Source organism: Ruegeria sp. AM4, from assembly GCF_056540665.1.
Map to the genome: position 1 here is coordinate 342,302 of NZ_JBQFXD010000003.1, position 26,170 is coordinate 368,471.

The following is a 26,170-nucleotide window of genomic DNA, read 5'->3' on the forward strand; positions in this document are numbered from 1 at the left end:
ACGATGCTGAAGGATCAGGACCGGATCTTTACCAACATCTACGGGATGCACGAGCGCACGTTGCGCGGTGCCCAGGCCCGAGGGCATTGGGACGGCACGGCTGGCCTGATCAAGAACGGGCGTGACTGGATCATCCAGACGATGAAAGACTCAGGTCTGCGCGGGCGCGGAGGTGCGGGTTTTCCGACCGGATTGAAATGGTCGTTCATGCCCAAGGAAAGCGACGGTCGTCCGGCTTATCTGGTTGTGAACGCAGACGAATCCGAGCCCGGCACCTGCAAGGACCGCGAGATCATGCGCCATGATCCGCACACGCTGATCGAAGGATGCCTGATCGCGTCTTTCGCGATGAATGCCCATACCTGCTACATCTACCTGCGCGGCGAGTATATTCGCGAACGCGAGGCCTTGCAGGCCGCGATTGACGAGGCTTACGACGCCGGGCTGTTGGGCAAGAACGCCGCAGGCTCGGGCTGGGATTTCGATTTGTTCCTGCATCACGGTGCCGGGGCCTATATCTGCGGTGAAGAAACGGCGCTGCTGGAAAGCCTTGAGGGCAAGAAGGGCATGCCGCGGATGAAACCTCCGTTCCCGGCGGGTGCGGGGCTCTATGGCTGCCCGACCACCGTCAACAACGTGGAATCCATTGCAGTGGTGCCGACCATCCTGCGGCGCGGGGCCGACTGGTTCGCGGGCTTTGGCCGTCAGAACAACGCGGGCACCAAGCTGTTCGCAATCTCGGGCCACGTGAACAACCCCTGCGTCGTTGAAGAGGCGATGTCGATCCCCTTTGAGCAGCTGATCGAAACCCATTGCGGCGGTATTCGCGGCGGCTGGGACAACTTGCTTGCGGTAATCCCCGGCGGCTCATCGGTTCCTTGTGTGCGCGGCGAGAACATGCGCGATGCGATTATGGATTTTGACCACCTGCGCAACGATCTGGGCTCGGGCCTTGGTACGGCGGCGGTGATCGTGATGGACAAGTCCACCGACATCATCAAGGCGATCTGGCGTCTGTCGAAATTCTATAAACACGAGAGCTGTGGACAGTGTACGCCCTGCCGCGAGGGCACCGGCTGGATGATGCGCGTTATGGATCGTTTGGTGCGCGGTGAGGCCGAGCTGGAAGAGATCGACATGCTGTTCGACGTGACCAAGCAGGTCGAAGGCCATACGATCTGCGCCCTGGGCGATGCGGCGGCCTGGCCGATCCAGGGCCTGATCCGCAACTTCCGGGAAGAGATCGAAGACCGCATCAAGGCTCAGAAATCGGGCCGTATGGGTGCGATGGCAGCGGAGTAGACGAAATGGAAGCATATGCAGACTATTCACACGCAATCGCGTCTTTGGTGATCTTCACGCTGATTGTTCTGTTCATGTCGCCGTTTTCGGCATTGGCCAAAGCGGGCAAGGGTCTGGCACCGGGCGCGACGCCCGATCAGGATTATTCGGACCGGGCCTATCGCCTGAACCGGGCCTATCTGAACGGGACCGAGACGCTGCCGGCTTTTCTGACTGTCACAATCGCTGCAATCCTGTTGGGGGTAGGACCGTTTTGGGTCAACCTGTTTGCCTCGGTGGCGCTTGTTTCTCGGGTCATAATGCTGGTGATTCACCTGCGCGGTGTTGGCAGTCCACACAGCGGCCCGCGGTCAATGTTCTATGTGGTCGCCTGGGTCTGCATGTTCATTCTCGGGCTCATGGCCCTGATCGCGGCCTTCTGATGTCGGCCCTGACGACACGACGAAATCCTGTTCCGCGCGCTGGCGCGGGAAACTGCATGGAAACAACTGACGTATGACAAGAGTTCTGCTTACAATTCTGCTGCTGATCACTGTGTCGGCCTGCGCCGTCAGGTCTTCGAGCGACCGCATACTGTTTGACGGAAAGTACTTTCGGGCGAATGCGCGTTCGGTCGACAAAAAGAAGTCGCCCGCGGATTTTACAGTTACAGTCAACGGGGTTTCGGCGTCTCTGGATGGCGCGCGCGAGGCGGGGCGGTACGAGGGGACTCGGTTCTGTGTTCAGAATTTCGGGTCGTCGCGGATCGATTGGAAAGTCGGACCTGATTCCGAGCCGCAGACTTTGCGGATCGAGAATGACAAGCTGACATTTGCTGGAAGGTGCCAGCGACCATGATTTTTCAGCGCCGAAATACCGGAGTGTTCGGGCGCGTGTTATTGCATAGCACGCCATCCGGCCTTCGTTCTGGCAAGACCAGAACGAAAGGAAAAACAATGTCTATTGTGAAAACGCTCATGTTGGTTGGCGCTGTGTCTGTTCCTGCGATTGCTGAGGCCAAGCCACCTTTGCGCGATGTCAAAGAGATCGACAATGAACTCTACTATATCGCCATTGCAAACGAGATATCGGAATACTGCCCCTCGATCAGCGGGCGGCGGTTGAAGGCGATAAGCGTGATGTGGGGGCTGAGGTCCAAAGCCAACGATCTTGGATATTCGGACAAGGAAATCCGCGCCTACGTGGAATCGGACGCTGAAAAGGACCGGATGCGCGCCAAGGGCGAGGCCTATCTGGCGCAAAACGGTGTTTCGTACAAGAAACCAGCTTCGTTCTGCGCGTTGGGACAGAAAGAGATCCAAAGAAACAGCGCCATTGGCGTGTATTTGAGGGCGAATTGACGGATGGGTTTTAGAACTCTTACTTCTGGCGCAATTATGATCGCAGGTCTGCTTGCGCTTTCGGCGTGCGAGACAACAACGGAAGCCAGCGATGAGTCTGCCGTATCGCGCGCCGAGTTCAGGAAAGAGCTTCCACCGGAACTGTACGACTTCGCCATGTCGGCGGCATTGGCAGAAGGTATTGCGGAGAAGTGCCGGTCGATCAATTTCAACAGATCGGCGGCGAACGCTCGGATGCAGGCGCTCGACAGCGATCTGAAGGCAAAAGGTTATATCGATAGCGATATTCGCCACTTGTCCGACAATTTACCGTACAACCGAGTGCAGGATGATTTCATGAAATACATCCAGCAAAACGACATCGTCGTGAACCAGCCCAGTACATTCTGTGCGGCTGGCCAACGTGAGATAGCCAACGGCACCCGGATCGGTGCATTGCTGAAAGGCTAAGGTGACCATGTCTGACCTCCGCAAGATCAATATCGACGGGCAGGAAATCGAAGTCGACGGTGCAATGACCCTGATCCAAGCCTGCGAAGAGGCCGGGGTCGAAGTGCCGCGCTTTTGCTATCACGAGCGTTTGTCGATTGCCGGGAACTGCCGGATGTGCCTGGTCGAGGTTGTGGGCGGTCCGCCGAAACCCGCAGCGTCCTGTGCGATGCAGGTCCGCGATCTGCGCCCGGGACCGGAAGGCCAGGCGCCGCAGGTCAAAACCAACTCGCCCATGGTCAAGAAGGCCCGCGAAGGAGTGATGGAATTCCTGCTGATCAACCATCCGCTGGACTGTCCGATCTGCGATCAGGGCGGCGAGTGTGATTTGCAGGATCAGGCGATGGCCTATGGCGTTTCGGGCTCACGCTTCAAGGAAGCCAAGCGCGCAGTCGACGATCTGGATCTGGGGCCGCTGGTTGGCACGGCAATGACCCGTTGCATAAGCTGTACCCGCTGCGTGCGCTTTACCACCGAGGTTGCCGGGATCACTCAGATGGGTCAAACGGGCCGTGGTGAAGATGCCGAGATCACCTCGTATCTGAACGAAACGCTGCAATCGAACCTGCAGGGCAATATCATCGATCTGTGCCCGGTTGGGGCGCTGACGTCGAAACCCTATGCCTTTACCGCACGGCCTTGGGAACTGACCAAGACCGAAAGCATCGATGTGATGGACGCCTTGGGATCAAACATCCGTGTGGATACCAAGGGGCGTGAGGTGATGCGCTTCCTGCCGCGCAATCATGACGGCGTGAATGAAGAGTGGATCAGCGACAAGACCCGGTTCGTCTGGGACGGTCTGCGCCGCCAGCGTCTCGACCGGCCTTATGTGCGCAAAAATGGCAAGCTGCGCCCGGCAACGTGGCCCGAAGCGCTGGGCAAGGTCGCTGAGGCGCTGAAAGGCGCTGAGAAACCGGCCGGGATCGTCGGTGATCTTGCCCCGGTCGAAACTGCGTTTGCACTGAAACAGATGATCGAGGGGCAGGGCGGTGTCGTCGAATGCCGCACCGATGGGGCCAAGCTGCCAGCGGGCAACCGCGGGGCCTATGCCGGCACAGCCGCGATTGAAGATATCGACACGGCAGAGCGTATCCTGCTGATCGGTACCAACCCGCGCGACGAAGCTCCGGTATTGAACGCCCGTCTCCGCAGGGCGTGGGCGCACGGGGCCGAGGTTGCTTTGGTTGGGCCTGCCGTCGATCTGACGTTCGACTATCATCACGTGGGTGACGACCGGGCCGCGTTGCAAAAGGTCGTCGACATGGGCGGCGATGACGAAATCAAGGGCAAGGCGTCGCTGGTCATCGTCGGGCAGGGAGCTTTGCAAGAGGCGGATGGTGCCGCCGTCCTCGCAGCAGCGCAAACCGTTGCCGCCAACACCGAAAGCGGGCTGATTGTTCTGCACACGGCGGCGTCGCGCGTGGGTGCGATGGATGTGGATGCCACCAACGAGGGTGGCATGGACGCGATCAACGCGGCGGACGTGATCTACAACCTCGGCGCCGATGAGGTTGAAATCGGCGAGGGCGCATTTGTCATCTATCAGGGCAGCCATGGCGACCGGGGCGCACACCGTGCCGACGTGATCCTGCCAGGCGCGGCCTATACCGAGGAAAATGGTCTGTTCGTCAACACCGAAGGCCGCCCACAACTGGCCATGCGTGCAGGTTTTGCTCCGGGTGAGGCCAAGGAAAACTGGGCTATCCTTCGGGCGCTTTCGGCGGAATTGGGCGCGACCCTGCCGTACGACTCGCTGGCCCAATTGCGCACTGCGCTTGTCGAGGCGGTGCCGCATCTGGCCCGTATTGACGAAGTGACCGAGAACGAGGTGCAACCGCTTGCGGCAGGCGCGCTGGGCCAGGCGACGTTCCGCAACGCGGTAAAGGATTTCTACCTGACCAACCCGATTGCCCGTGCCTCGCAACTGATGGCCGAGCTTTCAGCGCAGGCGAAGGCCCTGAAAACCGACAGGATTGCCGCAGAATGATCCGAACCGCTGACATATCCCCGACGACCCACGGTGTGAGGACCAATGGCTGATTTCTTTAACACCCCGGGCGGCATAGCCCTGATCATTCTGGCCCAGGTGCTTGCGGTTGTGGCCTTTGTGATGATCTCACTGCTATTCCTCGTCTATGGCGACCGCAAGATCTGGGCGGCGGTTCAGATGCGTCGCGGACCAAACGTTGTCGGCGTTTATGGCCTGCTGCAATCTGTGGCTGACGCTCTGAAATATGTGGTCAAAGAGGTGGTCATTCCCGCCGGGGCCGACCGCACGGTGTTCATACTTGCTCCGCTGACCTCATTCGTATTGGCGATGATCGCCTGGGCTGTGATCCCGTTCAACGATGGCTGGGTATTGTCGGATATCAACGTCGCGATCCTGTACGTCTTCGCCGTATCCTCGTTGGAAGTTTATGGCGTGATCATGGGCGGTTGGGCGTCGAACTCAAAGTACCCGTTCCTTGGATCGCTGCGCTCTGCCGCGCAGATGATTTCCTACGAAGTCTCGATCGGCCTGATCATCATCGGCATCATCATCTCGACCGGCTCGATGAACTTTGGCGACATCGTCCATGCGCAGGATGGGCGTTTCGGGTTCTTCAGCTGGTACTGGCTGCCGCACCTCCCGATGGTCTTCCTGTTCTTCATCTCGGCGCTGGCCGAGACCAACCGACCGCCCTTCGATCTGCCCGAAGCGGAATCGGAACTGGTCGCCGGTTATCAGGTCGAATATTCGGCCACACCCTTCCTGCTGTTCATGGCCGGTGAATATATCGCCATCTTCCTGATGTGCGCCCTGACCACGCTGCTGTTTTTTGGCGGCTGGCTGTCGCCGATCCCCGGCCTGCCGGACGGCGTGCTGTGGATGGTCGCCAAGATGGCGTTCTTCTTCTTCCTCTTCGCGATGGTCAAGGCGATCACGCCCCGCTACCGCTATGACCAGCTGATGCGTCTGGGCTGGAAAGTTTTCCTGCCGTTCTCGCTGGTCTGGGTGGTCTTTGTGGCCTTCGCGGCGAAATTCGACTGGTTCTGGGGCGCATTCGCCCGTTGGGGTGTAGGAGGCTGATATGACCCAAATCGACTACACCCGCGCCGCCAAATACTTCCTTCTGCAGGACTTTTGGGTCGGTATGAAGCTGGGGCTGAAATACTTCTTCGCCCCCAAGGCCACAGTGAACTACCCGCACGAAAAAGGCCCTCTGTCCCCACGGTTCCGAGGGGAGCACGCCCTGCGTCGCTATCCTAATGGCGAGGAGCGCTGCATCGCCTGCAAACTCTGTGAGGCGATCTGCCCGGCCCAAGCCATCACCATCGACGCTGAACCGCGTGAGGACGGCAGCCGCCGCACCACGCGCTATGACATTGACATGACCAAATGCATCTATTGCGGTTTCTGCCAAGAGGCCTGCCCGGTCGATGCCATCGTCGAAGGCCCGAACTTCGAATTCGCCACCGAAACCCGGGAAGAACTGTTCTACGACAAGGAAAAACTGCTCGACAACGGCGAACGTTGGGAAGCCGAGATCGCCCGCAATCTGGAAATGGACGCGCCGTACCGATGAGCGACAGCCCAACAAATCCCTTCGAGCTGATGATGAAGCAGGCTCAGGACATGGCCAAGGCGATGAACCCGGCGATGGAGAATTTCTCGCCCAAGGGGTTCGAGGCGCTGTGGCCGACTATGCCCAAAGAGGTCATGGAGATGATGTTCGGCAACACCGTCAACAAGGACGGGTTGGATGCCAAGACCCGCCTGCTGCTGACGCTGGCCGGGCTGACCTGTCAGGGCGCTCAGGCGGATGCGGCGGTGCGGCAGACCGTGCGCCACGCGCTGGAAGCCGGGGCCAGGAAACAAGAGATCGTGGAAACGATCGGTCAGATGTCGGTCTTTGCCGGCATCCCGGCCATGACCCGCGCGCTGGATCTGGCGCAAGAGGTCCTGGGCGAAAACGAGGATGAGGATCAATGACCGTCTTTGCCTTCTATCTGTTTGCCATCAGCGCCATCACCGGCGGGCTGTTCACGGTGATCAGCCGTCAGCCGGTGCACTCGGTGTTGTGGCTGATCCTGTCCTTCCTGTCCTCGGCGGGGCTGTTCGTGCTGCTGGGGGCCGAGTTCGTGGCGATGCTGCTGATCATCGTCTATGTCGGCGCGGTAGCGGTTCTGTTCCTGTTCGTGGTGATGATGCTGGACGTGGACTTTGCCGAGCTCAAGGCTGAGATGGCGCGCTATATGCCGCTGGCCCTGCTGATCGGTCTGGTCATCCTGATGCAGTTCGTCATGGCCTTCGGCGCATGGGACAGCGCGCAGGGGGCCGCCGCCAATCTGGCGCAACCGGTCCCGACCGACCGCCACAACACCGAGGCGCTGGGCATCATCCTTTACGATCAATATTTCCTTCTGTTCCAACTGGCAGGCCTGATCCTGCTGGTGGCCATGATCGGCGCCATTGTGCTGACATTGCGCCACCGCAAGGACATCAAGCGTCAGGACATCGTCGGCCAGCTGATGCGCGACCCGGCCAAGGCGATGGAGTTGAAGGACGTGAAACCGGGGCAAGGGTTGTGAGAACCCGAGAGTGCATATCTTTGGCTTTTGCGGCTTGCTTCGGAGTGCTCGAAGCATCGAGTGTACTGGCATGTTCAATAGAAATCGAAGATCGGCCAGCATCTGAAATCAGAGCTCAGAGTAGGCCTGTAGCGGTAGACCCACAGTGCCGTATGATAAACGGTGGCGTATATGATTATCAGACACTGGGACCCGTTGAGCTATTGGGAGATGGTCGCTTCTATCAGGAGGTAAATGATCGTCCTCATGAGGTGATGCTCGGTGACTGTAACACTCGGGAAGTGACGATCCTTCGGGGGCCAGGTACGCAAGTTGGCGAATCTAGTTGTGGGCCATCGTTTGAATATGCGTCGTTGGTTGACGAAAACGCACCATTTTCTCTCTCCGGAGGTTCAGATCTTCACGAGTTGGTCGCGATCGCGATGGAAACCGGTGCGCGTGAATTCAATCCAAAAGAACGATTCTTTGAATTTACCACCAAACTCACCAATACCCACAAAGTCGGCCCGCGAGATCGCTTTGATCTTCTTTGCGGCTGCAAAAGACACTACCCCGACTCGCCAGGAGCGAAGCTATGATCGGACTTGAACACTATCTTACGGTCGCGGCGACGCTGTTCGTCATCGGCATCTTCGGTCTCTTTCTGAACCGCAAGAACGTCATCATCCTGCTGATGAGCATCGAACTGATGCTGCTGGCGGTGAATATCAACCTTGTGGCGTTTTCCAGCTTTCTCGGCGATCTGGTCGGGCAGGTGTTTACGCTGTTCGTTCTGACCGTTGCGGCGGCCGAGGCGGCGATTGGTCTGGCCATTCTGGTCTGCTTCTTCCGCAACCGTGGCACCATCGCGGTTGAAGACGTCAATATGATGAAGGGCTAAGAGAATTATGGAAACCACCATCCTCTTTGCCCCTCTGGTGGGCGCGCTGCTCTGCGGGTTTGGCTGGCGCTTTATCGGCGAGAAAGCGGCCATGTGGACCGCCACCGGCCTTCTGTTTCTGGCCTGTCTGCTGTCGTGGATCGTGTTCCTGTCCTTCGACGGGCAAACCCAACAAATCGAGATCATGCGCTGGATCGAAAGCGGTTCGCTGTCGACAAGCTGGGCCATTCGTCTGGACCGGCTGACCGCGATCATGCTGATCGTGGTGACGACCGTCTCGGCGCTCGTGCACCTTTATTCCTTCGGCTACATGGACCACGACCCGCAATGGCGCGAGGGCGAGAGCTATAAACCGCGCTTCTTTGCCTATCTGTCTTTCTTCACCTTCGCGATGCTGATGCTGGTGACGGCGGACAATCTGGTTCAGATGTTCTTTGGCTGGGAAGGCGTGGGCGTGGCGTCTTATCTGCTGATCGGGTTCTACTATCGCAAACCTTCGGCCAACGCGGCAGCGATGAAAGCGTTTATCGTCAACCGAGTGGGTGACTTTGGCTTTGCACTTGGCATCTTTGCGCTGTTCTTCCTGACGGACAGCATCAACTTTTCCGACATCTTCGCATCGGCTCCAGCGCTGGCAGAAGAAAAGCTGCACTTCCTCTGGGGTGAGTGGGCTGCCATCGAAGTGATCTGCGTACTGCTGTTCATCGGCGCGATGGGTAAGTCGGCGCAGTTGATCCTGCACACATGGTTGCCCGATGCGATGGAAGGCCCGACACCTGTGTCGGCGCTGATCCACGCTGCGACCATGGTGACTGCAGGTGTATTCCTGGTCTGCCGCATGTCGCCGCTGATGGAGTTCGCGCCGGGTGCGACCGGGTTTATCACCTTCCTCGGCGCTTCGACTGCGTTCTTCGCGGCAACTGTGGGGCTTGTACAGACCGACATTAAACGCGTTATCGCCTATTCGACCTGTTCTCAGCTTGGATACATGTTCGTGGCGGCCGGCGTCGGTATGTACTCGGCGGCGATGTTCCACCTGCTGACACATGCGTTTTTCAAGGCGCTGTTGTTCCTGGGCGCAGGCTCGGTGATCAATGCGATGCATCACGAGCAGGAAATGACCGAATACGGTGGTCTGCGAAAGAAGATCCCCTACACGTTCTGGGCGATGATGATCGGAACGCTGGCCATTACCGGCGTTGGTATCCCGCTGACAACCTTTGGGTTTGCTGGCTTCCTGTCCAAGGATGCCATCATCGAAAGCACCTTTGCAGGCGGAACGGGCTATGCCTTCTGGATGCTGGTGATCGCGGCGATGTTCACGTCGTTCTATAGCTGGCGGCTGATCTTCCTGACCTTCTATGGCGAGCCGCGCGGGGACAAGCATACCCACGATCATGCGCATGAAAGCCCGATGACTATGCTGGTGCCGCTGGGCGTTCTATCGCTGGGCGCGGTGTTCTCGGGGATGGTGTGGTACAGCAGCTTCTTTGGTCACGCAGATAAGGTCGGCAAGTTCTACGGCATTCCAGTGGCTGAGGCGCATGCGGATGGGCACGATGCCGCCACTCATGCAGAGCATGTGGCCGATGGCACAGCAGAAGCTCATCACGGTGAGGAAGGGCACGGCGACGAAGCCCATGCCGATACAGCTCATGCAGATGATGGACACGCAGAAAAACCCGCGCATGGAGAGAAAGACGCTCATGGTGGCGACCACCACTATGTCTTTGCCGGTCAACCGGGTGAGGGCGCGCTGTATATGGCACCAGACAACCATGTGCTGGATGATGCACATGCGGCCCCGAAATGGGTCAAGGTCTCGCCATTCGTGGCGATGTTGCTTGGGTTCATCGTGGCCTATTGGTTCTACATCGTGAACACCTCGCTGCCCGCGCGGTTGGCGGCCAACCAGCGTCCGCTTTACTTGTTCTTGCTGAACAAATGGTACTTTGACGAGATCTACGACGCGATCTTCGTCAAACCCACTGTCGCGATTGGCCGGTTCCTGTGGAAACGCGGCGATGGAAATACCATCGACGGCTTCCTGAACGGGGTCGCGATGGGCGTTGTACCCTTCTTCACCCGCCTCGCTGGCAAGGCGCAGACGGGTTACATCTTTACTTACGCCTTCTGGATGGTTCTGGGGATCGCAGCCCTGGTCACCTGGATGTCGATCGGCGGAGGCGCGCACTAATGGACAATATCCTATCCATTGTCACCTTCATCCCCGCCATTTCGGCCGGTCTTATGGCCGTGTTCCTTTATGGTGAGGACGCTGCCGCACAGCGCAACGCCAAGTGGATTGCGCTGTTGGCGACAACCGTGACCTTCTTGGTGTCGATTGGCATCTATACCGGCTTTGACCCCTCGAACACTGGCTTCCAGATGGTGGAAGAGGGCCAGTGGCTGCTGGGACTGAAATACAAGATGGGCGTGGACGGCATCAGCGTGCTGTTCGTGCTGCTGACCACCTTCATCATGCCATTGACCATTCTGGCCAGCTGGAACGTCACCAGCCGCGTCAAGGAATACATGATCGCTTTCCTGCTGTTGGAAACACTCATGCTGGGCGTGTTCATGGCGCTGGATCTGGTGCTGTTCTACCTGTTCTTCGAAGCGGGCTTGATCCCGATGTTCCTGATCATCGGCATCTGGGGTGGCAAAGACCGTATCTACGCAAGCTTCAAGTTCTTCCTCTATACCTTCCTCGGCTCGGTGCTGATGCTGGTGGCCATGGTCGCGATGTATGCGGATGCGGGCACCACGGATATCGAGGCGCTGATGAGCCATCACTTTGCCTCGGACAGCTTTAGCGTGCTGGGTGTCCATATCGTCGGCGGCATGCAGACACTGATGTTCTTGGCCTTCTTCGCCTCGTTTGCGGTGAAGATGCCGATGTGGCCCGTTCACACCTGGTTGCCGGATGCGCACGTGCAGGCCCCGACCGCCGGGTCGGTCGTGCTGGCGGCGATCCTGTTGAAGATGGGTGGCTATGGCTTTTTGCGGTTCAGCCTGCCGATGTTCCCGGTGGGCTCGGCGGTGATGACGGATCTGGTTCTGTGGATGTCAGCGATTGCGGTGGTCTACACCTCACTGGTGGCGCTGGTGCAGGAGGATATGAAAAAGCTGATCGCCTATTCCTCAGTGGCGCATATGGGCTTTGTGACCATGGGGATCTTTGCGGCAAACCAGCAGGGCATCGATGGCGCGATCTTCCAGATGCTCAGCCACGGGTTCATCTCGGCCGCACTGTTCCTGTGTGTCGGCGTAATCTACGACCGGATGCATACCCGCGATATCGAGGCTTACGGAGGGCTTGTTATCCGCATGCCCGCCTACGCGCTGGTGTTCATGCTGTTCACGATGGCGAATGTCGGCCTGCCTGGCACGTCAGGATTTATCGGAGAATTCCTGACCCTGATGGGCGCATTCCAGGTCAACACATGGGTGACGGCAGTGGCCGCGACCGGGGTGATCTTCTCGGCGGGATATGCGCTTTGGCTGTATCGCCGGGTGGTGTTTGGCGATCTGATCAAGGAAAGCCTCAAATCCATCACCGATATGAGCGCACGCGAAAGGCTGGTTTTCGCGCCCTTGATCATCATGACCATTCTGCTGGGGGTCTATCCCTCGCTGGTGACGGATGTGATCGGCGACTCGACCGCCGCGTTGATTTCGAACTATGACATGGCACTGGCCGCGGCAGAGGCCGCGACCCAGACCGCCGCATCGCACTAAGGGAGCTTTGGAGACATGATCCAAGCTGATCTGACAATAATCCTGCCAGAGATCATTCTGGCGATCTACGCGATGGCGGCATTGATCGGGGCTGTCTACACAACCAAGGACGGGCTGGCACCTGTGCTTGTCTGGTCAACGGCGGGGCTGATGGCTGTGCTGGCGATCTGGATCGCGGTGAATGGCGATGGCACGAATGTGGCTTTCAACGGGATGTTCGTTGACGATGCATTTGCGCGTTTCGCAAAGGTCGCGATCCTGCTTTCCGCTGCGGCTGTCCTGATGATGAGCCAGGACTACATGGCCCGTCGCGACCTGCTGCGATTTGAGTACCCCTTGCTGGTCGCCTTGGCCGCTGTGGGCATGATGATGATGGTCAGCGCCGGTGACCTCATGTCTTTGTATATGGGACTCGAATTGCAATCGCTGTCGCTTTATGTCGTGGCCGCCCTGCGGCGGGACAGTGCTAAATCGACCGAGGCGGGTCTGAAATACTTTGTGCTGGGCGCGCTCAGTTCTGGCCTTCTGCTGTATGGCGCGTCTCTGGTCTATGGATTTACCGGCACCACTCTGTTTTCCGGTATCATCCAGACGGTCCACCATGGCGACGTCTCGTTGGGCTTGCTGTTTGGCCTGATCTTCCTGATTTCGGGGCTGGCCTTCAAGGTCTCTGCCGTGCCGTTCCACATGTGGACGCCGGATGTGTACGAAGGCTCGCCCACGCCGATTACAGCTTTCTTTGCCACGGCACCGAAAGTGGCAGCAATGGCACTGTTCGCCCGGCTGATGCATGACGCGTTCGGCGGTATCGTGAAAGACTGGCAACAGGTGATCGTGCTGCTGTCGGTACTGTCGATGCTGCTGGGCGCGGTTGCCGCGATTGGTCAGCGCGACATAAAACGTCTGATGGCGTTCTCGTCGATTGCGCATATGGGCTATGCCCTGATCGGTCTGGCGGCAGGAACCGAGTTGGGCATCAAGGCGATGCTCATGTATCTGGCGATCTACGTGACGATGAATATCGGCACCTTCGCCTTTATTCTTATGATGGAGCGGGACGGAAAACCCGTCACCGATATCGACGCGCTGCGCCGGTTTGCCAAGCGCGATCCCGGCAAGGCGCTTGCCGTGTTGATCCTGATGTTCAGCCTGGCCGGTGTGCCGCCGATGTTGGGCTTTTTCGCCAAGTTCGGCGTCTGGCAGGCTGGTATTGAGGCCGGGTTGACCGGTCTGGTGATCGTGTCTGCCATCGCTTCGGTGATCGGCGCGTTCTATTATCTGCGGATCGTGTTCTACATGTATTTCGGTGACGAGAACGAAGACCCGATCGAGACCCGGTCCTCTCCGATCTTGTGGGGGGCTTTGATGGGTTCGGCTGCGTTGATGCTGGTCGGCGTGGTCTATCAATTTGGTGTCGAGGGCGCAGCTGCGGCTGCGGCGGCAACGCTTGTTCAATAAACCGAAGGCCAAGGCTGCCAAGGGGTGCGGCCTTGCGGGCCAGGCTGTCCGCGTATGAGCAATTGGCCCGAGGGATACGGCCTGCACGTGGTGCAGGAGGTCGACAGCACCCTGAACGAAGCAGCGCGGATCGCGCCCGCGGCACAAGGTCCGGTCTGGATCATGGCGCATCACCAGACAGCGGCGCGCGGCAGGCGGGGCCGGGTCTGGGCGAACCCAAAGGGAAATCTTGCAGCAACCTTGTTGCTGCGCCCTGATGGCACCCCGGAACAGGCCGCATTGCGCAGCTTTGTCGCCGCCCTTGCGTTGTTTGACGCCTGCGTTGCGGTGACCGGCCGGGCGACGGGGCTTTCGCTGAAATGGCCAAATGACGTGCTGCTGAACGGCGGCAAACTGGCAGGGATATTGCTGGAAAGCACAGGGCAGGGGCAGGGCGTATCTCATCTGGCAATCGGTATCGGCGTAAATCTGTCCGAAGCCCCCGATGCCGCCATGGTCGAACAAGGTGCTGTCCGCCCGGTATCGCTGTTGTCCGAGACCGGTGCTTCGGTCACGCCCGAGGATTTTCTGACCGAACTTGCCGCAGCCTATGCGACGTACGAGACCCAGTTTCGCACCTATGGATTTGAACCGATCCGAACGGCATGGCTGTCTCGGGCCGCGCGTCTGGGCGAGGTCATCACCGCGCGAACCATCACCACAGAGATGTCGGGGACCTTTGAATCGGTGGACGCAGGGGGCAACCTTGTCCTAAACACCGCCAAAGGCCGCGTCAGCATACCTGCGGCGGATGTCTTTTTTGAAGGGGGCGCACATGCTTCTGGCGATTGATTGCGGGAACACCAACACGGTGTTCTCAATCTGGGATGGCGAAACCTTTCTGTGCACGCTGCGTACCTCGACCCACCATTCGCGGACAGCGGACGCTTACTTTACCTGGTACTCGACCCTGGTGAAACACTACGGGATTGAGGCCGACATCAGCGACGTCATCATCGCCTCGACGGTACCGCGCGTGGTGTTCAATCTGCGTATCTTTGCGGACCGCTTTTTTGGCTGTCGTCCTTTGGTAGTTGGCAAACCCGAATGTCTATTGCCTGTCGCGCCGCGTATCGACGAAGGCACAATTCCGGGGCCGGACCGGCTGGCCAATGCGGTCGGAGCGTTCGACCGCCACGGCGGTGATGTGGTGGTTGTCGACTTTGGAACGGCCACGAATTTCGACGTGGTTGCATCGGATGGCGCTTATGTCGGCGGGATCATTGCGCCTGGTGTGAACCTGAGCCTCGAAGCGCTGCATCAGGGTGCTGCCGCGTTGCCGCATATCGACATCACCCGCCCGGAAAAAGTGATCGGAACAAATACGGTTGGCTGTATCCAGTCCGGCGTGTATTGGGGGTATTCCGGGCTGATCGAAGGGTTGATCGCGCGCATTAAGGCCGAATACGGAATGCCGATGAGAGTAGTCGGAACCGGCGGCCTTGCGCCATTGTTCGATCAGGCGGATGTGGGCTTTGACGCCATCGAGGACGATTTGACGATGCACGGCCTGACCGTGATTCATCGCTATAACAAGGACAACGGCTCGACATGAGCAGTGAGAGATTGATCTATCTGCCGCTTGGCGGCGCAGGCGAAATTGGTATGAACGCCTATGTCTACGGCTACGGCAAGCCGGGGCAGGAACGCTTGATCCTGGTGGATCTGGGCGTGGCCTTTCCTGACATGGACACCTCGCCCGGGGTGGATCTGATCTTTGCCGACATCACCTGGCTTAAGGAACGGGCCGACCGGCTCGAGGCGATTTTCGTCACCCACGCGCATGAGGATCACGTGGGCGCAGTCGCGCATTGCTATGCGGATCTGGGCGCGCCGATTTATGCACGCGCCTTCACCGCGAACATCGCGCGCCGCAAGATGGAGGATCAGGGCCATCCGACCGAGGCGGTGCAAACCGCGTCTGCCTGGCCTGAACAGATCAAAGCGGGTCCGTTCCAGGTTGGTTTCTTGCCGGTCTCGCACTCGATTCCCGAAAGCGCGGGTTTGGTGATCGAAACACCCGCCGGACGCATCGTGCATTCCGGCGATTTCAAACTGGACGCCGATCCGGTCGTCGGTGAAGCATTCGATCCCGACCTGTGGGCCGAAGTGGCAAAACCAGGCGTCAAGGCGTTGGTCTGCGACAGTACCAATGTGTTTTCTACCCATCCCGGCCGGTCGGAATCCGAGGTCGGGCCGGAAATCACCAAACTGGTGCAAGAGGCCTCGGGCATGGTAATCGCAACCACCTTTGCCTCGAACGTGGCGCGGGTGAAAACGCTGGCCGAAGCGGGACAGCGCGCCGGGCGTTCTGTCGTCCTGTTGGGGCGGGCGATGCGACGTATGATCGAAGCCGCGACCGAGACCGGCATCCTGTCGGATTTCCCGCGCGCCATCAGTGCCGAAGAAGCCGTGGATGTCCCAAGGCAGAACCTGATGCTTATCGTGACCGGCAGCCAGGGCGAACGCCGCGCCGCCAGCGCGCAACTGGCGCGCGGCAAGTATCGCGGGCTGGAAGTCAAAGAGGGCGACCTGTTTTTGTTTTCCTCGAAAACCATTCCCGGCAACGAAAGGGGTGTGATCCGCATCATCAACCAGTTCAGCGAAAAAGGCGTGGATGTGGTTGATGATAGTTCGGGGCTCTATCATGTCTCGGGCCACGCCAACCGCCCTGATCTTGAGAAGGTGCATGCTCTGATCGATCCGCAGATGGTAATCCCGATGCACGGCGAACACCGGCATTTGCGGGAACACGCCAAACTGGCCGAGGCGGGCGGGCGCACTGGTATTCTGGCGGTAAACGGCACCATGCTGGACCTTACGGGGAACGCTCCGACCATCGTCGATTATGTCGAAACGGGCCGAACCTATCTGGACGGCACCGTAAAGATTGGCGCGTTGGACGGCGTCGTGCGCGACCGTATTCGCATGGCGCTGAACGGCCACGTGACCGTGACTGTCATTCTGGATGAAGAGGATGAGCCTCTGGGCGAACCCTGGTGCGACGCAATTGGTCTGCCGGAAACCGGTGCCTCGAACGCGGGTCTGATCGAAGTGCTCGAGGAGGACCTGAACCAGTTCCTCATGCGTGCCGACGCCAAGACCCTGCGGGACGATGACAAGCTGGAAGAGGCGCTCAGGCGGATCGTGCGTCAAACAGCCAAGGTGGAATTGGGCAAGAAACCCGAAGTAACCGTGGTTATCAGCCGAATGCGTTGACCTCGGTCAGTCCGCCTGCGGCATCGGGTATCCCTTGAGTTGCAGGAACAGGCTTTCTTCCTCGCTATTCAGGAAGAAGGGAACGCTTTCTGGCGGCGTTTGGAGCGTGGCACGCGCGGCGATTTCTGCCAGTACAACCTCGGTTATAAACGGCAGGTCGAACTTGCGCGCCTGCCGAATTTTCACCCATTGCAAATGCTGCAACTCGTCGGAGGCGTGGGTGAAATCGTCAAGGTCCCCCTGAATTTCTGCGGCATCTACCAAAAAGAAGCGGGCATCAAATCTGCGCGGCCGACCGGGTGGGGTCACCGCGCGAAAGACGAATTGAAGCGCCTCGGCCGACGGTACAAAGCCCATTTCGGCAAAGGCATCCCAATCTGCGGGCGGTGTTACGGCCCAAGCGCCGGGCTTGCCAAGAACAAGGCCGGTTTCTTCCCACAACTCGCGAATGGCGGCAGCGGCCAGAGCGTTTTCCAGCCCCGGGTCGGCCTGATCTGACAGCCTTTGAAAGCAAATTTCGGGTAAAGGTTCAGCCAACGAGACACTCGCATCCGCAGGATCGACCGCGCCGCCGGGAAATACGAATTTGTTCGGCATGAACGCGGCGGCGGCACCGCGCTGACCCATCAGGATCGACGGGTCATCAAACCGGTCACGCAGAACAATGACCGTCGCGGCATTTCGAATTGCTGTTTTGTCGACACTCATGCAGCAGACTTGCCGAAACCGTGCATCCTGCGGGCCCATTGATAGGCGACCACTGCTCCTTTGAGCCGCGGCAACAGATACAAGGACAAGGCCACGCACGCCACCGAGAAGCCAATTGCCATGGTCCAGGGATCCGGACGCCAATGCACGTAGGATACGTGCAGGGCCGGAGCCAGCAGGTGCCCCACAATCAGAATTGTCAAATACGCGGGACCGTCATCCGCGCGGTGATGAAACAGTTCCTGCCCGCAATGTCCGCATGTATCATTCACTTTTAGGTAGCTGTGCAACAGCTTGCCTTCGCCGCAGTTGGGGCATTTGCCGCGAAACCCACGGATCAGCGCCGGCTTCGTGGGGCGGTCTTCCTCAACAGGCGTGGCGATGGTTTGATCGGTCATGATGTTACTCGCGCGTTCCGGTGCCCGTGATATTGCGCATTAAACGCCATTTGTAAAAGGGGGTGCGTCGCTTTGCGGCGGCTACCGATGACGAACAGTTCCGGGCAACAAACGGATCTCGATCAAAAAAAGTCGACGGATGCGCGACGGAATTCCACTTGTGTCGCGTTTTAACAAGTATCAGCAGCGGCGCAGGGCCGCGCGTAAAAGGGAAATCTGATATGAAATCTACAGGCTTTATTTCCGCGATTGTTCTCGCCGCCGTGGCCGTCACCGGCACGACTGCTTTGGCCAAGGGGCCGAAAGACCGGCAGCCCCCAACGTTCCAGGAATTGGATGCCGACGGTGACGGACAGGTCACGCAGGCCGAGATCGAAGCGCATCGCACACAGCGTTTCACCGATGCAGACGCGGATGGTGACGGGCAGTTGAGCCTTGAAGAAATGCAGGCTGCGGCGCAGAGCAAAGCCAACGAGCGGGTCCAGAAAATGTTTGAGCGGCAGGATGCCAACAGTGACGGATTCCTCAGCGCAGACGAGTTGCCGAAACCGCGCCGTGGCGCGAAGATGTTCGAGCGGATCGACGCAGACGGAAACGGTTCGATCTCGGAACAGGAATATGCCGATGCAAAGGAAAAGATGGGCCGGAAGCACAAGCGCAAGGGCGATCGGGGCTCTGACAGCAACTGATGCGGGATGGAAGACCTGACCGCGCATCCAGAACAGGCGCATGGCGGTTCAACCGCCATGCCCGAGCTCAGCGACGACATGTTGCTGGCCCGGTTCGCCAATGGTGATGCGATGGCTGCGCGCGCGCTGACCGACCGGCTTGGACCGCGCAGTTTTTCGGTCGCGATGCGGATGCTGGGAAACCGGGCCGAGGCCGAGGATGTGACACAGGACGCAATGATGCGGTTGTGGCAGATGGCGCCGGATTGGGTTCCCGGTCAGGCGCAGGTGTCGACCTGGCTGTATCGGGTGACGCTGAACCTCTGTTTGGATCTGCGGCGTCGCAAGCGGCCGGAGCCGATGGAAAACATGCCTGAAATTCAGGACGGTACCGCCAGCGTGACCGAACGATTGCAGGATGTAGCACGCAAAGATGCGCTTCAATCGGCATTGGATCTTTTGCCGGACCGGCAGCGCGAGGCCGTGATCTTGCGGCATATCGAAGAGCTCTCGAATCCCGAAATCGCCGGGATCATGGACATCTCGGTGGAAGCGGTCGAAAGTCTGACGGCGCGGGGAAAACGGGCTCTGAGCAAGATACTTGCTGGGCGACGGGACGAGTTGGGGTATGAAAATGGCTGAACATGACGAATTGGAAGCCCTGTTCGCGCAGGCCCGGCAAAACCGCCCGGCGCTGCCTGACGATCTTGCCGTTCGGATCGAAACCGATGCCGAGGCTGTTCGGTTGGGCCGCACCGCAGCGCCCCGGCACCGTTCATGGTGGGGCATATTGGACGGGCTTGGAGGTTGGCGCGCACTTAGCGGCCTGGTTGCGGCCAGCGCCGCTGGGGTCTGGATCGGAATTGCGGCGCCGGGCTTTCTGCCTGATCCGGCCACCTATATTTTCCCGCAGGACACCACTTTGCTGATGGCGGATCTCAATCTGGACGCCGATTATCTGGAGGATACGGAATGAGCGACAACGCCGGATCAAAGCGCAGATGGATGCCGATCCTGTTGGTGGTTTCGCTGGCCGTCAACCTTCTGGTTGCCGGTGTGATCCTGGGCACGGCTTTGCGGTTTAGGGGCGGCGATCACACCCGCGTGCCGCCGGGCTTCGGTGCTGCACTGTACCACGCGCTGCCCAAGGAAGACCGCAAGGCGCTGAGGGGGGAACTGTCAGGTTTGCGTAGCAAGGGCGCATCGGGGCGCATTCAGAACTTCAGCGCGCTCAGCGAGGCACTGAAGGCGGTTCCCTTCGATCCCGAAGCTGTGCAGGTTCTGTTGGATCAGCAGGCCCGTGCAACATCTGATATGCAGGGTGCGCTGCATCAGAACTGGTTGATTTATGTCACGGGGCTGACAGACGAAGAGCGTCAGGTCTACGCTGAGCGTTTGGAGGAAGTTGTTCAGCGCGGGCCGCACGGCAAGCGAAAAAACAAACGGGACTGAGTGCGGATCACGCCGCGCTTTTACGCAGGCGCACCTGATTGCGTCCCGCCTGCTTCGCGGCATAAAGCGCCCTGTCTGCGGATTTAAGCAACTCTCCGGTCGAGTGTGCATGTCTGGTCTGATCGACCTCGAATGGCACGTACATCACCAGGCCAATGCTGATCGTGACAGGGATCATCGAATTGGTTCCCGGCACGCAGAACGGCTGCGAGCAGATGCGGTCGCAGATCGTATCTGCGACGCCTAAGGCGCGTTTCTGAATAGTGTCCGGAAGGCAGATCATGAACTCTTCGCCACCGAAACGCGCGACAAAACCGGCGCTGCCGAGGGTCTGTCGCAAGCGTCTTGCGGCTTCGGTCAGCACAGCGTCGCCACCGTCATGGCCGAACTGATCGTTGATCGACTTGAAGTGGTCGAGATCTGCCAACATGACCGCAAATCCGCACCCTGTGCGCAGGGACTTGCGGACAACCTGGTCCAGAGCCCGCATGGCAAAACGACGGTTGTGCAGTCCGGTCAACGGGTCTGTCAGAGACTCTGCGAGGCCGTTGCGCAACGTGGCGCGCAACCGGTCATCACGCCGTTTGCGCGCGATCTGGCTTTTCAATCGCAGGGCGATCTCATCCGGGTCAAAGCCGCCCTGGCAAACCGCATCCACGCCCCAGTCAAGCGCTTCGGCCGCCTGTTCCGAGTTCCCGTCGGGCAGCACGCCGATCAAAACGGTGTGTCGAGTTGCCACGCGCGAACGCAAATCGGCCAGCATGTTGCGGCAGGTGGCCCCCGGCCAGATTTCGACGACGATTGCGTCCGGCACCGGCGATGACAGGACCCCTCGGAGGTTCGGCAAGTCGTGACTGGACAGAGGTTGCGACACGCGACCCGCCAGCGCCTGGTTCCAGATCGCACCGGTTCGGGCATCGTGAGTCAGTATTGCGATACGGCTTGCAGACGGTGGCGCGATAAGTGCGGCGGCGGGTTCGGCGAATCCGATCGATTGGGCATCGCCACCAACGCGCAACTCCTGCCGCTCGACCCGAGCGCGCAGCAGGCTGCGGACATGAGCCAATAGCAAAGTGTCTTTGAACGGGTATGCCAGCACATCGTCCAGCCCGTCGGCCAGCGCTTGCATGCGCGCAGCCTTGTCGTTTTGCTGAGTGATTGCGACCACCGGCACGTCCGCGAGTGTCGGGTCGCTGCTCAAAAGCGCTTTGACATCCGCTGCGGTGCCATCCGGCAAATTCTGCGCGGTCAGCACCAGATCGGGGCGCGACCGCCGCAACAAGGCCGCGAGACCCTGCAGTTTCTCACCCTGCACAACCTGATACCAGGCCGCCGTCAACTGCACCTTAAGCATGATGCGATTGGTTGAGACCCCGTCGAGGACAAGTATGGTGCCTTGCACGGACATTGACGTTCACCGTTAGATTGCATGCGTTGCCAAAGTGTTTATGACTCTGGTTAACAAACCCTTTCCAAGCCCCGGCAGGAGGCGATTTTATGCCACTCAACGCCAACTCCGCTGAAACTCTGGCCCTGAACGCCCTGAGCTGGCTGGTGGGAAATGACGAGTTGCTGCCTGTGTTTCTTGGCGCGACCGGAGCTTCGGCACAGGACCTGCGCGACCGGGCAGGTGAGGCCGAATTCCTGACTTCGGTCCTGGATTTTCTGCTGATGGATGACGCTTGGGTCATCGAATTCTGTGATGCCAATTCCGTCGCGAACGATCTTCCGGCCCAGGCCCGGTCGGTATTGTCCGGCGAATCGGAAATGCACTGGACCTGATAGGAGCCCACATTCATGCCAATTGACGCGCTACTGTTCGACAAGGATGGCACCCTGTTTGATTTCGCCGCAACCTGGGGGGCCTTTGGGCGGGCCACTCTGCTGCGCCTGTCCGAAGGGGATGATCAGAAAGCCGCAGAACTGGGCAAGGCGATCGGATTTGACATCGTCGGGGACCGGTATGAGCCCGATAGCATCGTTATTGCCGGGACCGTGGGCGAGGTCGCTGACGCTCTGCTGCCGCATATCTCGGACTATTCGTATTCCGAGTTGGTCGATCTGCTCAATGCGGAATCGGCAAAGGCCGAGCAGGTGCAGGCCGTACCGCTTGAGGCGTTTCTGACGGGGTTGCGAAAGGCAGGGTTGAAGCTGGGCGTTGCCACCAATGACGGCGAAGCACCCGCCAAACGGCATCTCGAGTCGGTTGGTATCCGCGCGCATTTCGACTTTGTCGCTGGTTACGACAGCGGACATGGGTACAAACCCGGGCCAGGTCAGATGCTGGCATTTGCAAGTCAAGTCGGGATCGATCCGTCGCGCATTGCGATGGTCGGTGACAGCTGTCACGACCTTGAAGCCGGGCGCGCAGCCGGAATGATGACGATCGGTGTTCTGACCGGCATCGCCGAAGCTGAAGCGCTGGAGCCATTGGCGGATGTTGTGCTGCCCGACATCGGGCACATTCCGGGCTGGTTATCCGGGCGATAGCCCGAACCGGAAGGAAATCGCCGCTTCGTGTGACAAAACCGACAAGACCTGTCGCGGACAGAGCGGCTCGTCACCCGACTTCGGGGCTTGCTTGAAGCAGGCAGGACCCGGAGGAGACCATGGAAGACACAGCCAAACCCCGACGTCGCAGCGGCGGACGTGCCGGTGCCGCAGCCCGGCGCGGGCAAGCGGTTATCGACCAGATGCCCTGGAATCCGCCGATCAATATCGATCGCCCGACCGAGCCTTTGGGCCCGGATGGCATAGAAGCCATTCATGACGGCGCGATGCGCATTCTCGAAGAGATCGGGATCGAGTTCTACAACGAAGAAGCCATCGGAATCCTGCGCGAAGCGGGATGCACCATCTCGGGTGACAATGTCCGCATGGGACGGGATTTTGTGATGGAAATGGTGGCCAAAGCGCCGTCAAGCTTCACAATCACCCCGCGAAACCCGGAAAGGCAGATCACGATTGGTGGCAAGACCATGCTGTTTGGCAATGTGTCGTCACCACCGAACTACTGGGATATGGAAATTGGCCAGAAGGTGCCAGGCAATCGGAGGATGTGTCAGGACCTGCTGAAGCTGACTCAGTATTTCAATTGCATCCATTTTGCTGGCGGATACCCGGTCGAACCAGTGGATATCCATGCCAGCGTGCGCCATCTGGATGTGCTCTATGACAAGCTGACCCTGACCGACAAGGCGATGCATGCCTATTCGCTGGGCAAAGCACGCGTCGAAGACGTAATGGAAATGGTGCGTATCGCAGGCGGTCTGACCGATGAAGAGTTCGAAGCGTCTCCGCGCATGTACACCAACATCAACTCGACCTCGCCGCTTAAGCACGACCATCCGATGATCGATGGCTGCCTGCGCCTGGCGCGGCGCGGCCAGGCGATCGTTGTCACCCCGTTCACTCTGGCCGGCGCGATGGCGCCGGTAACGATGGCCGGGGCCGTGGCGCAATCGCTGGCCGAGGCGCTGTGCGCGATCGCTTTGTTCCAATATGTGCGACCAGGAATTCCCTGCGTGATCGGAACCTTCACCTCGAATGTCGACATGAAATCCGGCGCGCCGGCGTTTGGGACACCCGAATATATGCGCTCGACCCAGATGACAGGCCAGATGGCCCGTTTTTACGGTCTCCCGATGCGTTCCTCTGGCGTTTGCGCGGCGAATGTGCCCGACGGCCAATCGATCTGGGAGACTTCGAATTCCCTTTGGGCAGCCGTTCAATCAGGCACAAACATGGTTTATCACGCGGCTGGCTGGCTTGAGGGCGGTCTGATCGCAAGCCCCGAGAAATTTGTGATGGACTGCGAAATCCTGCAACAGATTCAAAGGTATATGCAGCCCGAACTTTCTGCGACTGGGCCTGATGAAATAGCACTCGACGCGATCCGTGACGTTGGAAATGACGGCCACTTCTTTGGCATTCAGCATACACAGGACCGCTATGCCACGGCCTTTTATCAACCTTTCCTGAGCGATTGGAAAAACTATGAAGCCTGGGAGGTTGCGGGCGGTATCTGGACCGCAGAACGCGCCCACCGGATGTTCAAGGAAATCGTGAACAACTTTGAAGCCCCCCCGATGGACGTCGCCATCCGCGAGGAGCTTGCAGCGTTCGTCGAACGTCGCAAGTCAGAAGGGGGCGCACCGACCGACTTCTGATTGCGCGCCTCTGTATCACATTGAAACCACATCGAATTGCAGGAATTCGCGGTTCGATTTTGTGACTTTGTTAAGATTTCTGCGCTTTGGTCTCAGGGCAAGCGAACCCAGAGGTTTACGATGCACGGTCTGATCAACAAGGCGATTCAATCTTTCGTCTGCGCCACCTATGGCTGGCCGTGCTGGCAACGCGCGACCGAGGCCGCGGGACTGGGATTTACCGAGTTTGAGCCCATGCTGGTCTATGACGCCGATCTGTCGATTCAGGTGCTGGACGCGCTATGTGCCGATCTGAGCCGCCCGCGCGCCGACTTTCTCGAGGATTTGGGAACATATCTTGTCTCGCACCCCAATACCGAGGACCTGCGCCGGTTGCTGAGATTCGGCGGCGTTTCTTACGTGGATTTTTTGCACTCGCTGGATGATCTGCCCGACCGCGTCAGGCTGGCTGTTTCCGACCTGGATTTGCCGGATTTGGAGCTGCGCGAGGAATCGCCAGCAGAGTTCAGACTGCTCTGCTTTCCAGGCCTGCCGGGATTTGCCAGCGTCATGACCGGCGTTTTGCGGGCGATGGCCGATGATTACGGCGCTTTGGTCATGCTGACCCATGATGGGCGCCAGGGTGAGGTCGAGGTGATCTCGATCATACTGGTTGAAAGCGCGTTTGCCGAAGGGCGGCAGTTCGATCTGGGGGCGCGCAAGCTATGACCGATCACCGTCATCTGGCCAATCTGCTGGAAACCCTGTGCCCCATGTTTGTTCTGGTCGACAGGACAGGCGAAATCCAACGGGTTGGGCCTACACTGCAGAAGCTTCGGCCCGCGCAGCCGATGGTTGGGGCGAAATTTTTGGAAATGTTCGAGCTGATCCGCCCCCGCTCCGTCACGACAGTTGCGGCCCTGATGGCGTCCGCTGGCGGGCGGATGCAACTGAGATTCCGAGACGAACCACGCACCGGTCTCAAGGGATTGATCGCGCCACTGCCCGAGGATGCAGGCGCTGTCATCAACCTGTCATTCGGAATTTCGATTCTCGACGCGGTGCGCGACTATGCCCTGACCAGCGCCGATTTTTCGGGGACCGATCTGGCAATTGAACTGTTGTATCTGGTCGAGGCGAAATCGGCTGCGATGGAAGCATCGCGCTCGCTGAATCTGCGCTTGCAGGGCGCAATGCTGGCGGCCGAAGAGCAAGCCTATACCGACACTTTGACCGGTTTGAAAAACCGTCGCGCGATGGATCACATTCTCGGCCATCTTGTCCGCTCGAAATCAAAATTCGCGCTGATGCATCTGGATTTGGATTTCTTCAAATCGGTCAATGATCGTCTTGGGCACGCTGCGGGTGATTATGTGCTGCAGCAGGCCGCGCGTATCATGCTTGAGGAAACACGCAGTGACGACACCGTCGCCCGGATTGGCGGGGACGAGTTCGTTTTTGTATTCAAAGGTCTGACAAGCCCTCAAACCCTGAGCGGGATTGCCGACCGGCTTATTGATCGGCTGAGCGAGCCGATGATGTTCGAAGGGCAGCGCTGCGAAATTTCTGCAAGCATCGGCACGGCGCTATCTACACAATTCCGAAACAACGACTGGGCCGAGGTTCTGAACGCCGCTGACCAAGCCTTGTATGACGCAAAAAAGAACGGGCGGGCGCGCCATTTCTTCTATGCAGGGCTCGCTACGGAGTCGCAGTCGCCAGACGTTCAGCCTTCGACTTGACCGAAGTGATC

General features: G+C 59.0%; 30 protein-coding genes. 26 read left to right on the forward strand and 4 right to left on the reverse strand.

All coding sequences use genetic code 11. The features are described 5' to 3' along the window. Positions 1-3 precede the first annotated feature (3 nt). The 10 genes from nuoF (at position 4) to ACR0JA_RS09530 (ending at position 7,706) form a co-directional block, all read left to right on the forward strand. Complete coding sequence (gene nuoF / locus ACR0JA_RS09485; RefSeq protein WP_480573247.1) at positions 4-1,302, forward strand: NADH-quinone oxidoreductase subunit NuoF; 1,299 nt, start codon at positions 4-6, stop codon at positions 1,300-1,302. A gap of 5 nt (positions 1,303-1,307) precedes the next feature. After that, positions 1,308-1,724, forward strand: coding sequence for an MAPEG family protein (locus ACR0JA_RS09490; protein WP_480573250.1), 417 nt, complete (start codon positions 1,308-1,310; stop codon positions 1,722-1,724). A gap of 73 nt (positions 1,725-1,797) precedes the next feature. After that, entirely contained in the window at positions 1,798-2,139 is a 342-nt protein-coding gene (locus ACR0JA_RS09495; RefSeq protein WP_480573253.1) for a hypothetical protein, read from the forward strand. A 98-nt stretch (positions 2,140-2,237) separates the two neighbouring features. Then, on the forward strand, positions 2,238-2,642 hold the full coding sequence (locus tag ACR0JA_RS09500; protein ID WP_480573255.1) for a DUF5333 domain-containing protein: 405 nt from the start codon (positions 2,238-2,240) through the stop codon (positions 2,640-2,642). A 36-nt stretch (positions 2,643-2,678) separates the two neighbouring features. Further along, entirely contained in the window at positions 2,679-3,092 is a 414-nt protein-coding gene (locus ACR0JA_RS09505; protein WP_480573258.1) for a DUF5333 family protein, read from the forward strand. Positions 3,093-3,099: 7 nt separating this feature from the next. Continuing rightward, entirely contained in the window at positions 3,100-5,121 is a 2,022-nt protein-coding gene (gene nuoG, locus ACR0JA_RS09510) for an NADH-quinone oxidoreductase subunit NuoG (protein ID WP_480573261.1), read from the forward strand. Between the two features lie 45 nt (positions 5,122-5,166). Further along, the gene (nuoH, locus tag ACR0JA_RS09515) at positions 5,167-6,204 is read left to right on the forward strand and encodes an NADH-quinone oxidoreductase subunit NuoH (protein ID WP_480573264.1); all 1,038 of its coding nucleotides are present in this window, start codon (positions 5,167-5,169) and stop codon (positions 6,202-6,204) included. 1 nt (position 6,205) lies between these two features. Beyond that, complete coding sequence (gene nuoI, locus ACR0JA_RS09520) at positions 6,206-6,700, forward strand: NADH-quinone oxidoreductase subunit NuoI (RefSeq protein WP_039524264.1); 495 nt, start codon at positions 6,206-6,208, stop codon at positions 6,698-6,700. After that, positions 6,697-7,107 (forward strand): carboxymuconolactone decarboxylase family protein, encoded by a 411-nt coding sequence (locus ACR0JA_RS09525; RefSeq protein WP_480573267.1) that lies wholly within the window; start codon positions 6,697-6,699, stop codon positions 7,105-7,107. The genes nuoI and ACR0JA_RS09525 overlap by 4 nt, the downstream gene beginning before the upstream one ends. Next, complete coding sequence (locus ACR0JA_RS09530; RefSeq protein WP_480573269.1) at positions 7,104-7,706, forward strand: NADH-quinone oxidoreductase subunit J; 603 nt, start codon at positions 7,104-7,106, stop codon at positions 7,704-7,706. The genes ACR0JA_RS09525 and ACR0JA_RS09530 overlap by 4 nt, the downstream gene beginning before the upstream one ends. 392 nt (positions 7,707-8,098) lie before the next feature. Here the strand turns inward: ACR0JA_RS09530 and ACR0JA_RS09535 are convergent, their stop codons facing one another. After that, positions 8,099-8,254: a hypothetical protein gene (locus ACR0JA_RS09535; protein ID WP_480573271.1), complete on the reverse strand. Its 156-nt coding sequence runs from the start codon at positions 8,252-8,254 to the stop codon at positions 8,099-8,101. A 26-nt stretch (positions 8,255-8,280) separates the two neighbouring features. Between ACR0JA_RS09535 and nuoK the strand changes: the two genes are divergently transcribed. From nuoK to ACR0JA_RS09570, 7 genes are read left to right on the forward strand one after another with little or no spacing between them, the layout of a single operon-like run. Next, entirely contained in the window at positions 8,281-8,586 is a 306-nt protein-coding gene (nuoK, locus tag ACR0JA_RS09540; protein ID WP_005984024.1) for an NADH-quinone oxidoreductase subunit NuoK, read from the forward strand. Between the two features lie 7 nt (positions 8,587-8,593). Continuing rightward, positions 8,594-10,783 (forward strand): NADH-quinone oxidoreductase subunit L, encoded by a 2,190-nt coding sequence (nuoL, locus tag ACR0JA_RS09545; RefSeq protein ID WP_480573274.1) that lies wholly within the window; start codon positions 8,594-8,596, stop codon positions 10,781-10,783. Then, on the forward strand, positions 10,783-12,327 hold the full coding sequence (locus ACR0JA_RS09550) for an NADH-quinone oxidoreductase subunit M (protein ID WP_480573277.1): 1,545 nt from the start codon (positions 10,783-10,785) through the stop codon (positions 12,325-12,327). Before nuoL ends, ACR0JA_RS09550 begins: the two co-directional genes overlap by 1 nt. Positions 12,328-12,342: 15 nt before the next feature. After that, entirely contained in the window at positions 12,343-13,785 is a 1,443-nt protein-coding gene (nuoN, locus tag ACR0JA_RS09555) for an NADH-quinone oxidoreductase subunit NuoN (RefSeq protein WP_480573279.1), read from the forward strand. 54 nt (positions 13,786-13,839) lie between these two features. Then, positions 13,840-14,616 (forward strand): biotin--[acetyl-CoA-carboxylase] ligase, encoded by a 777-nt coding sequence (locus tag ACR0JA_RS09560; RefSeq protein ID WP_480573282.1) that lies wholly within the window; start codon positions 13,840-13,842, stop codon positions 14,614-14,616. Next, positions 14,600-15,379, forward strand: a complete 780-nt coding sequence (locus ACR0JA_RS09565; RefSeq protein ID WP_480573285.1) for a type III pantothenate kinase — start codon at positions 14,600-14,602, stop codon at positions 15,377-15,379. The genes ACR0JA_RS09560 and ACR0JA_RS09565 overlap by 17 nt, the downstream gene beginning before the upstream one ends. Next, positions 15,376-17,043: a ribonuclease J gene (locus tag ACR0JA_RS09570; RefSeq protein WP_480573288.1), complete on the forward strand. Its 1,668-nt coding sequence runs from the start codon at positions 15,376-15,378 to the stop codon at positions 17,041-17,043. The genes ACR0JA_RS09565 and ACR0JA_RS09570 overlap by 4 nt, the downstream gene beginning before the upstream one ends. A gap of 6 nt (positions 17,044-17,049) precedes the next feature. Here ACR0JA_RS09570 and ACR0JA_RS09575 read toward each other — a convergent pair whose 3' ends face one another. After that, positions 17,050-17,751, reverse strand: a complete 702-nt coding sequence (locus ACR0JA_RS09575; protein WP_480573290.1) for an NUDIX hydrolase — start codon at positions 17,749-17,751, stop codon at positions 17,050-17,052. Further along, positions 17,748-18,149 (reverse strand): DUF983 domain-containing protein, encoded by a 402-nt coding sequence (locus tag ACR0JA_RS09580; RefSeq protein WP_480573293.1) that lies wholly within the window; start codon positions 18,147-18,149, stop codon positions 17,748-17,750. The genes ACR0JA_RS09575 and ACR0JA_RS09580 overlap by 4 nt, the downstream gene beginning before the upstream one ends. A gap of 221 nt (positions 18,150-18,370) precedes the next feature. Here ACR0JA_RS09580 and ACR0JA_RS09585 point away from each other — a divergent pair, with 221 nt between their 5' ends. Genes ACR0JA_RS09585 through ACR0JA_RS09600 form a run of 4 tightly spaced genes read left to right on the forward strand, consistent with a single transcriptional unit; the run spans position 18,371 to position 20,269 of the window. Continuing rightward, the gene (locus ACR0JA_RS09585; protein WP_480573296.1) at positions 18,371-18,838 is read left to right on the forward strand and encodes an EF-hand domain-containing protein; all 468 of its coding nucleotides are present in this window, start codon (positions 18,371-18,373) and stop codon (positions 18,836-18,838) included. A 6-nt stretch (positions 18,839-18,844) separates the two neighbouring features. After that, a complete protein-coding gene (locus ACR0JA_RS09590) occupies positions 18,845-19,459 on the forward strand; it encodes an RNA polymerase sigma factor (protein ID WP_480573299.1) in 615 nt (204 codons plus the stop codon). After that, complete coding sequence (locus tag ACR0JA_RS09595; protein ID WP_480573302.1) at positions 19,452-19,793, forward strand: hypothetical protein; 342 nt, start codon at positions 19,452-19,454, stop codon at positions 19,791-19,793. The genes ACR0JA_RS09590 and ACR0JA_RS09595 overlap by 8 nt, the downstream gene beginning before the upstream one ends. Beyond that, entirely contained in the window at positions 19,790-20,269 is a 480-nt protein-coding gene (locus tag ACR0JA_RS09600; RefSeq protein ID WP_480573305.1) for a periplasmic heavy metal sensor, read from the forward strand. Before ACR0JA_RS09595 ends, ACR0JA_RS09600 begins: the two co-directional genes overlap by 4 nt. 7 nt (positions 20,270-20,276) lie before the next feature. On the opposite strand, the gene ACR0JA_RS09605 is transcribed toward ACR0JA_RS09600, so the two are convergent. Next, positions 20,277-21,677, reverse strand: a complete 1,401-nt coding sequence (locus ACR0JA_RS09605) for a diguanylate cyclase (RefSeq protein ID WP_480573308.1) — start codon at positions 21,675-21,677, stop codon at positions 20,277-20,279. Between the two features lie 89 nt (positions 21,678-21,766). Here ACR0JA_RS09605 and ACR0JA_RS09610 point away from each other — a divergent pair, with 89 nt between their 5' ends. The 5 genes from ACR0JA_RS09610 (at position 21,767) to ACR0JA_RS09630 (ending at position 26,159) form a co-directional block, all read left to right on the forward strand. Continuing rightward, entirely contained in the window at positions 21,767-22,051 is a 285-nt protein-coding gene (locus tag ACR0JA_RS09610) for a DUF3572 domain-containing protein (RefSeq protein WP_480573311.1), read from the forward strand. A gap of 15 nt (positions 22,052-22,066) precedes the next feature. After that, a complete protein-coding gene (locus ACR0JA_RS09615; protein WP_480573314.1) occupies positions 22,067-22,759 on the forward strand; it encodes an HAD family hydrolase in 693 nt (230 codons plus the stop codon). 119 nt (positions 22,760-22,878) lie between these two features. Beyond that, on the forward strand, positions 22,879-24,438 hold the full coding sequence (locus ACR0JA_RS09620) for a trimethylamine methyltransferase family protein (protein ID WP_480573317.1): 1,560 nt from the start codon (positions 22,879-22,881) through the stop codon (positions 24,436-24,438). Positions 24,439-24,558: 120 nt separating this feature from the next. Then, positions 24,559-25,146, forward strand: coding sequence for a heme NO-binding domain-containing protein (locus tag ACR0JA_RS09625; RefSeq protein ID WP_480573321.1), 588 nt, complete (start codon positions 24,559-24,561; stop codon positions 25,144-25,146). Then, positions 25,143-26,159: a GGDEF domain-containing protein gene (locus ACR0JA_RS09630; RefSeq protein ID WP_480573324.1), complete on the forward strand. Its 1,017-nt coding sequence runs from the start codon at positions 25,143-25,145 to the stop codon at positions 26,157-26,159. The genes ACR0JA_RS09625 and ACR0JA_RS09630 overlap by 4 nt, the downstream gene beginning before the upstream one ends. The last annotated feature ends 11 nt before the right edge of the window (positions 26,160-26,170 follow it).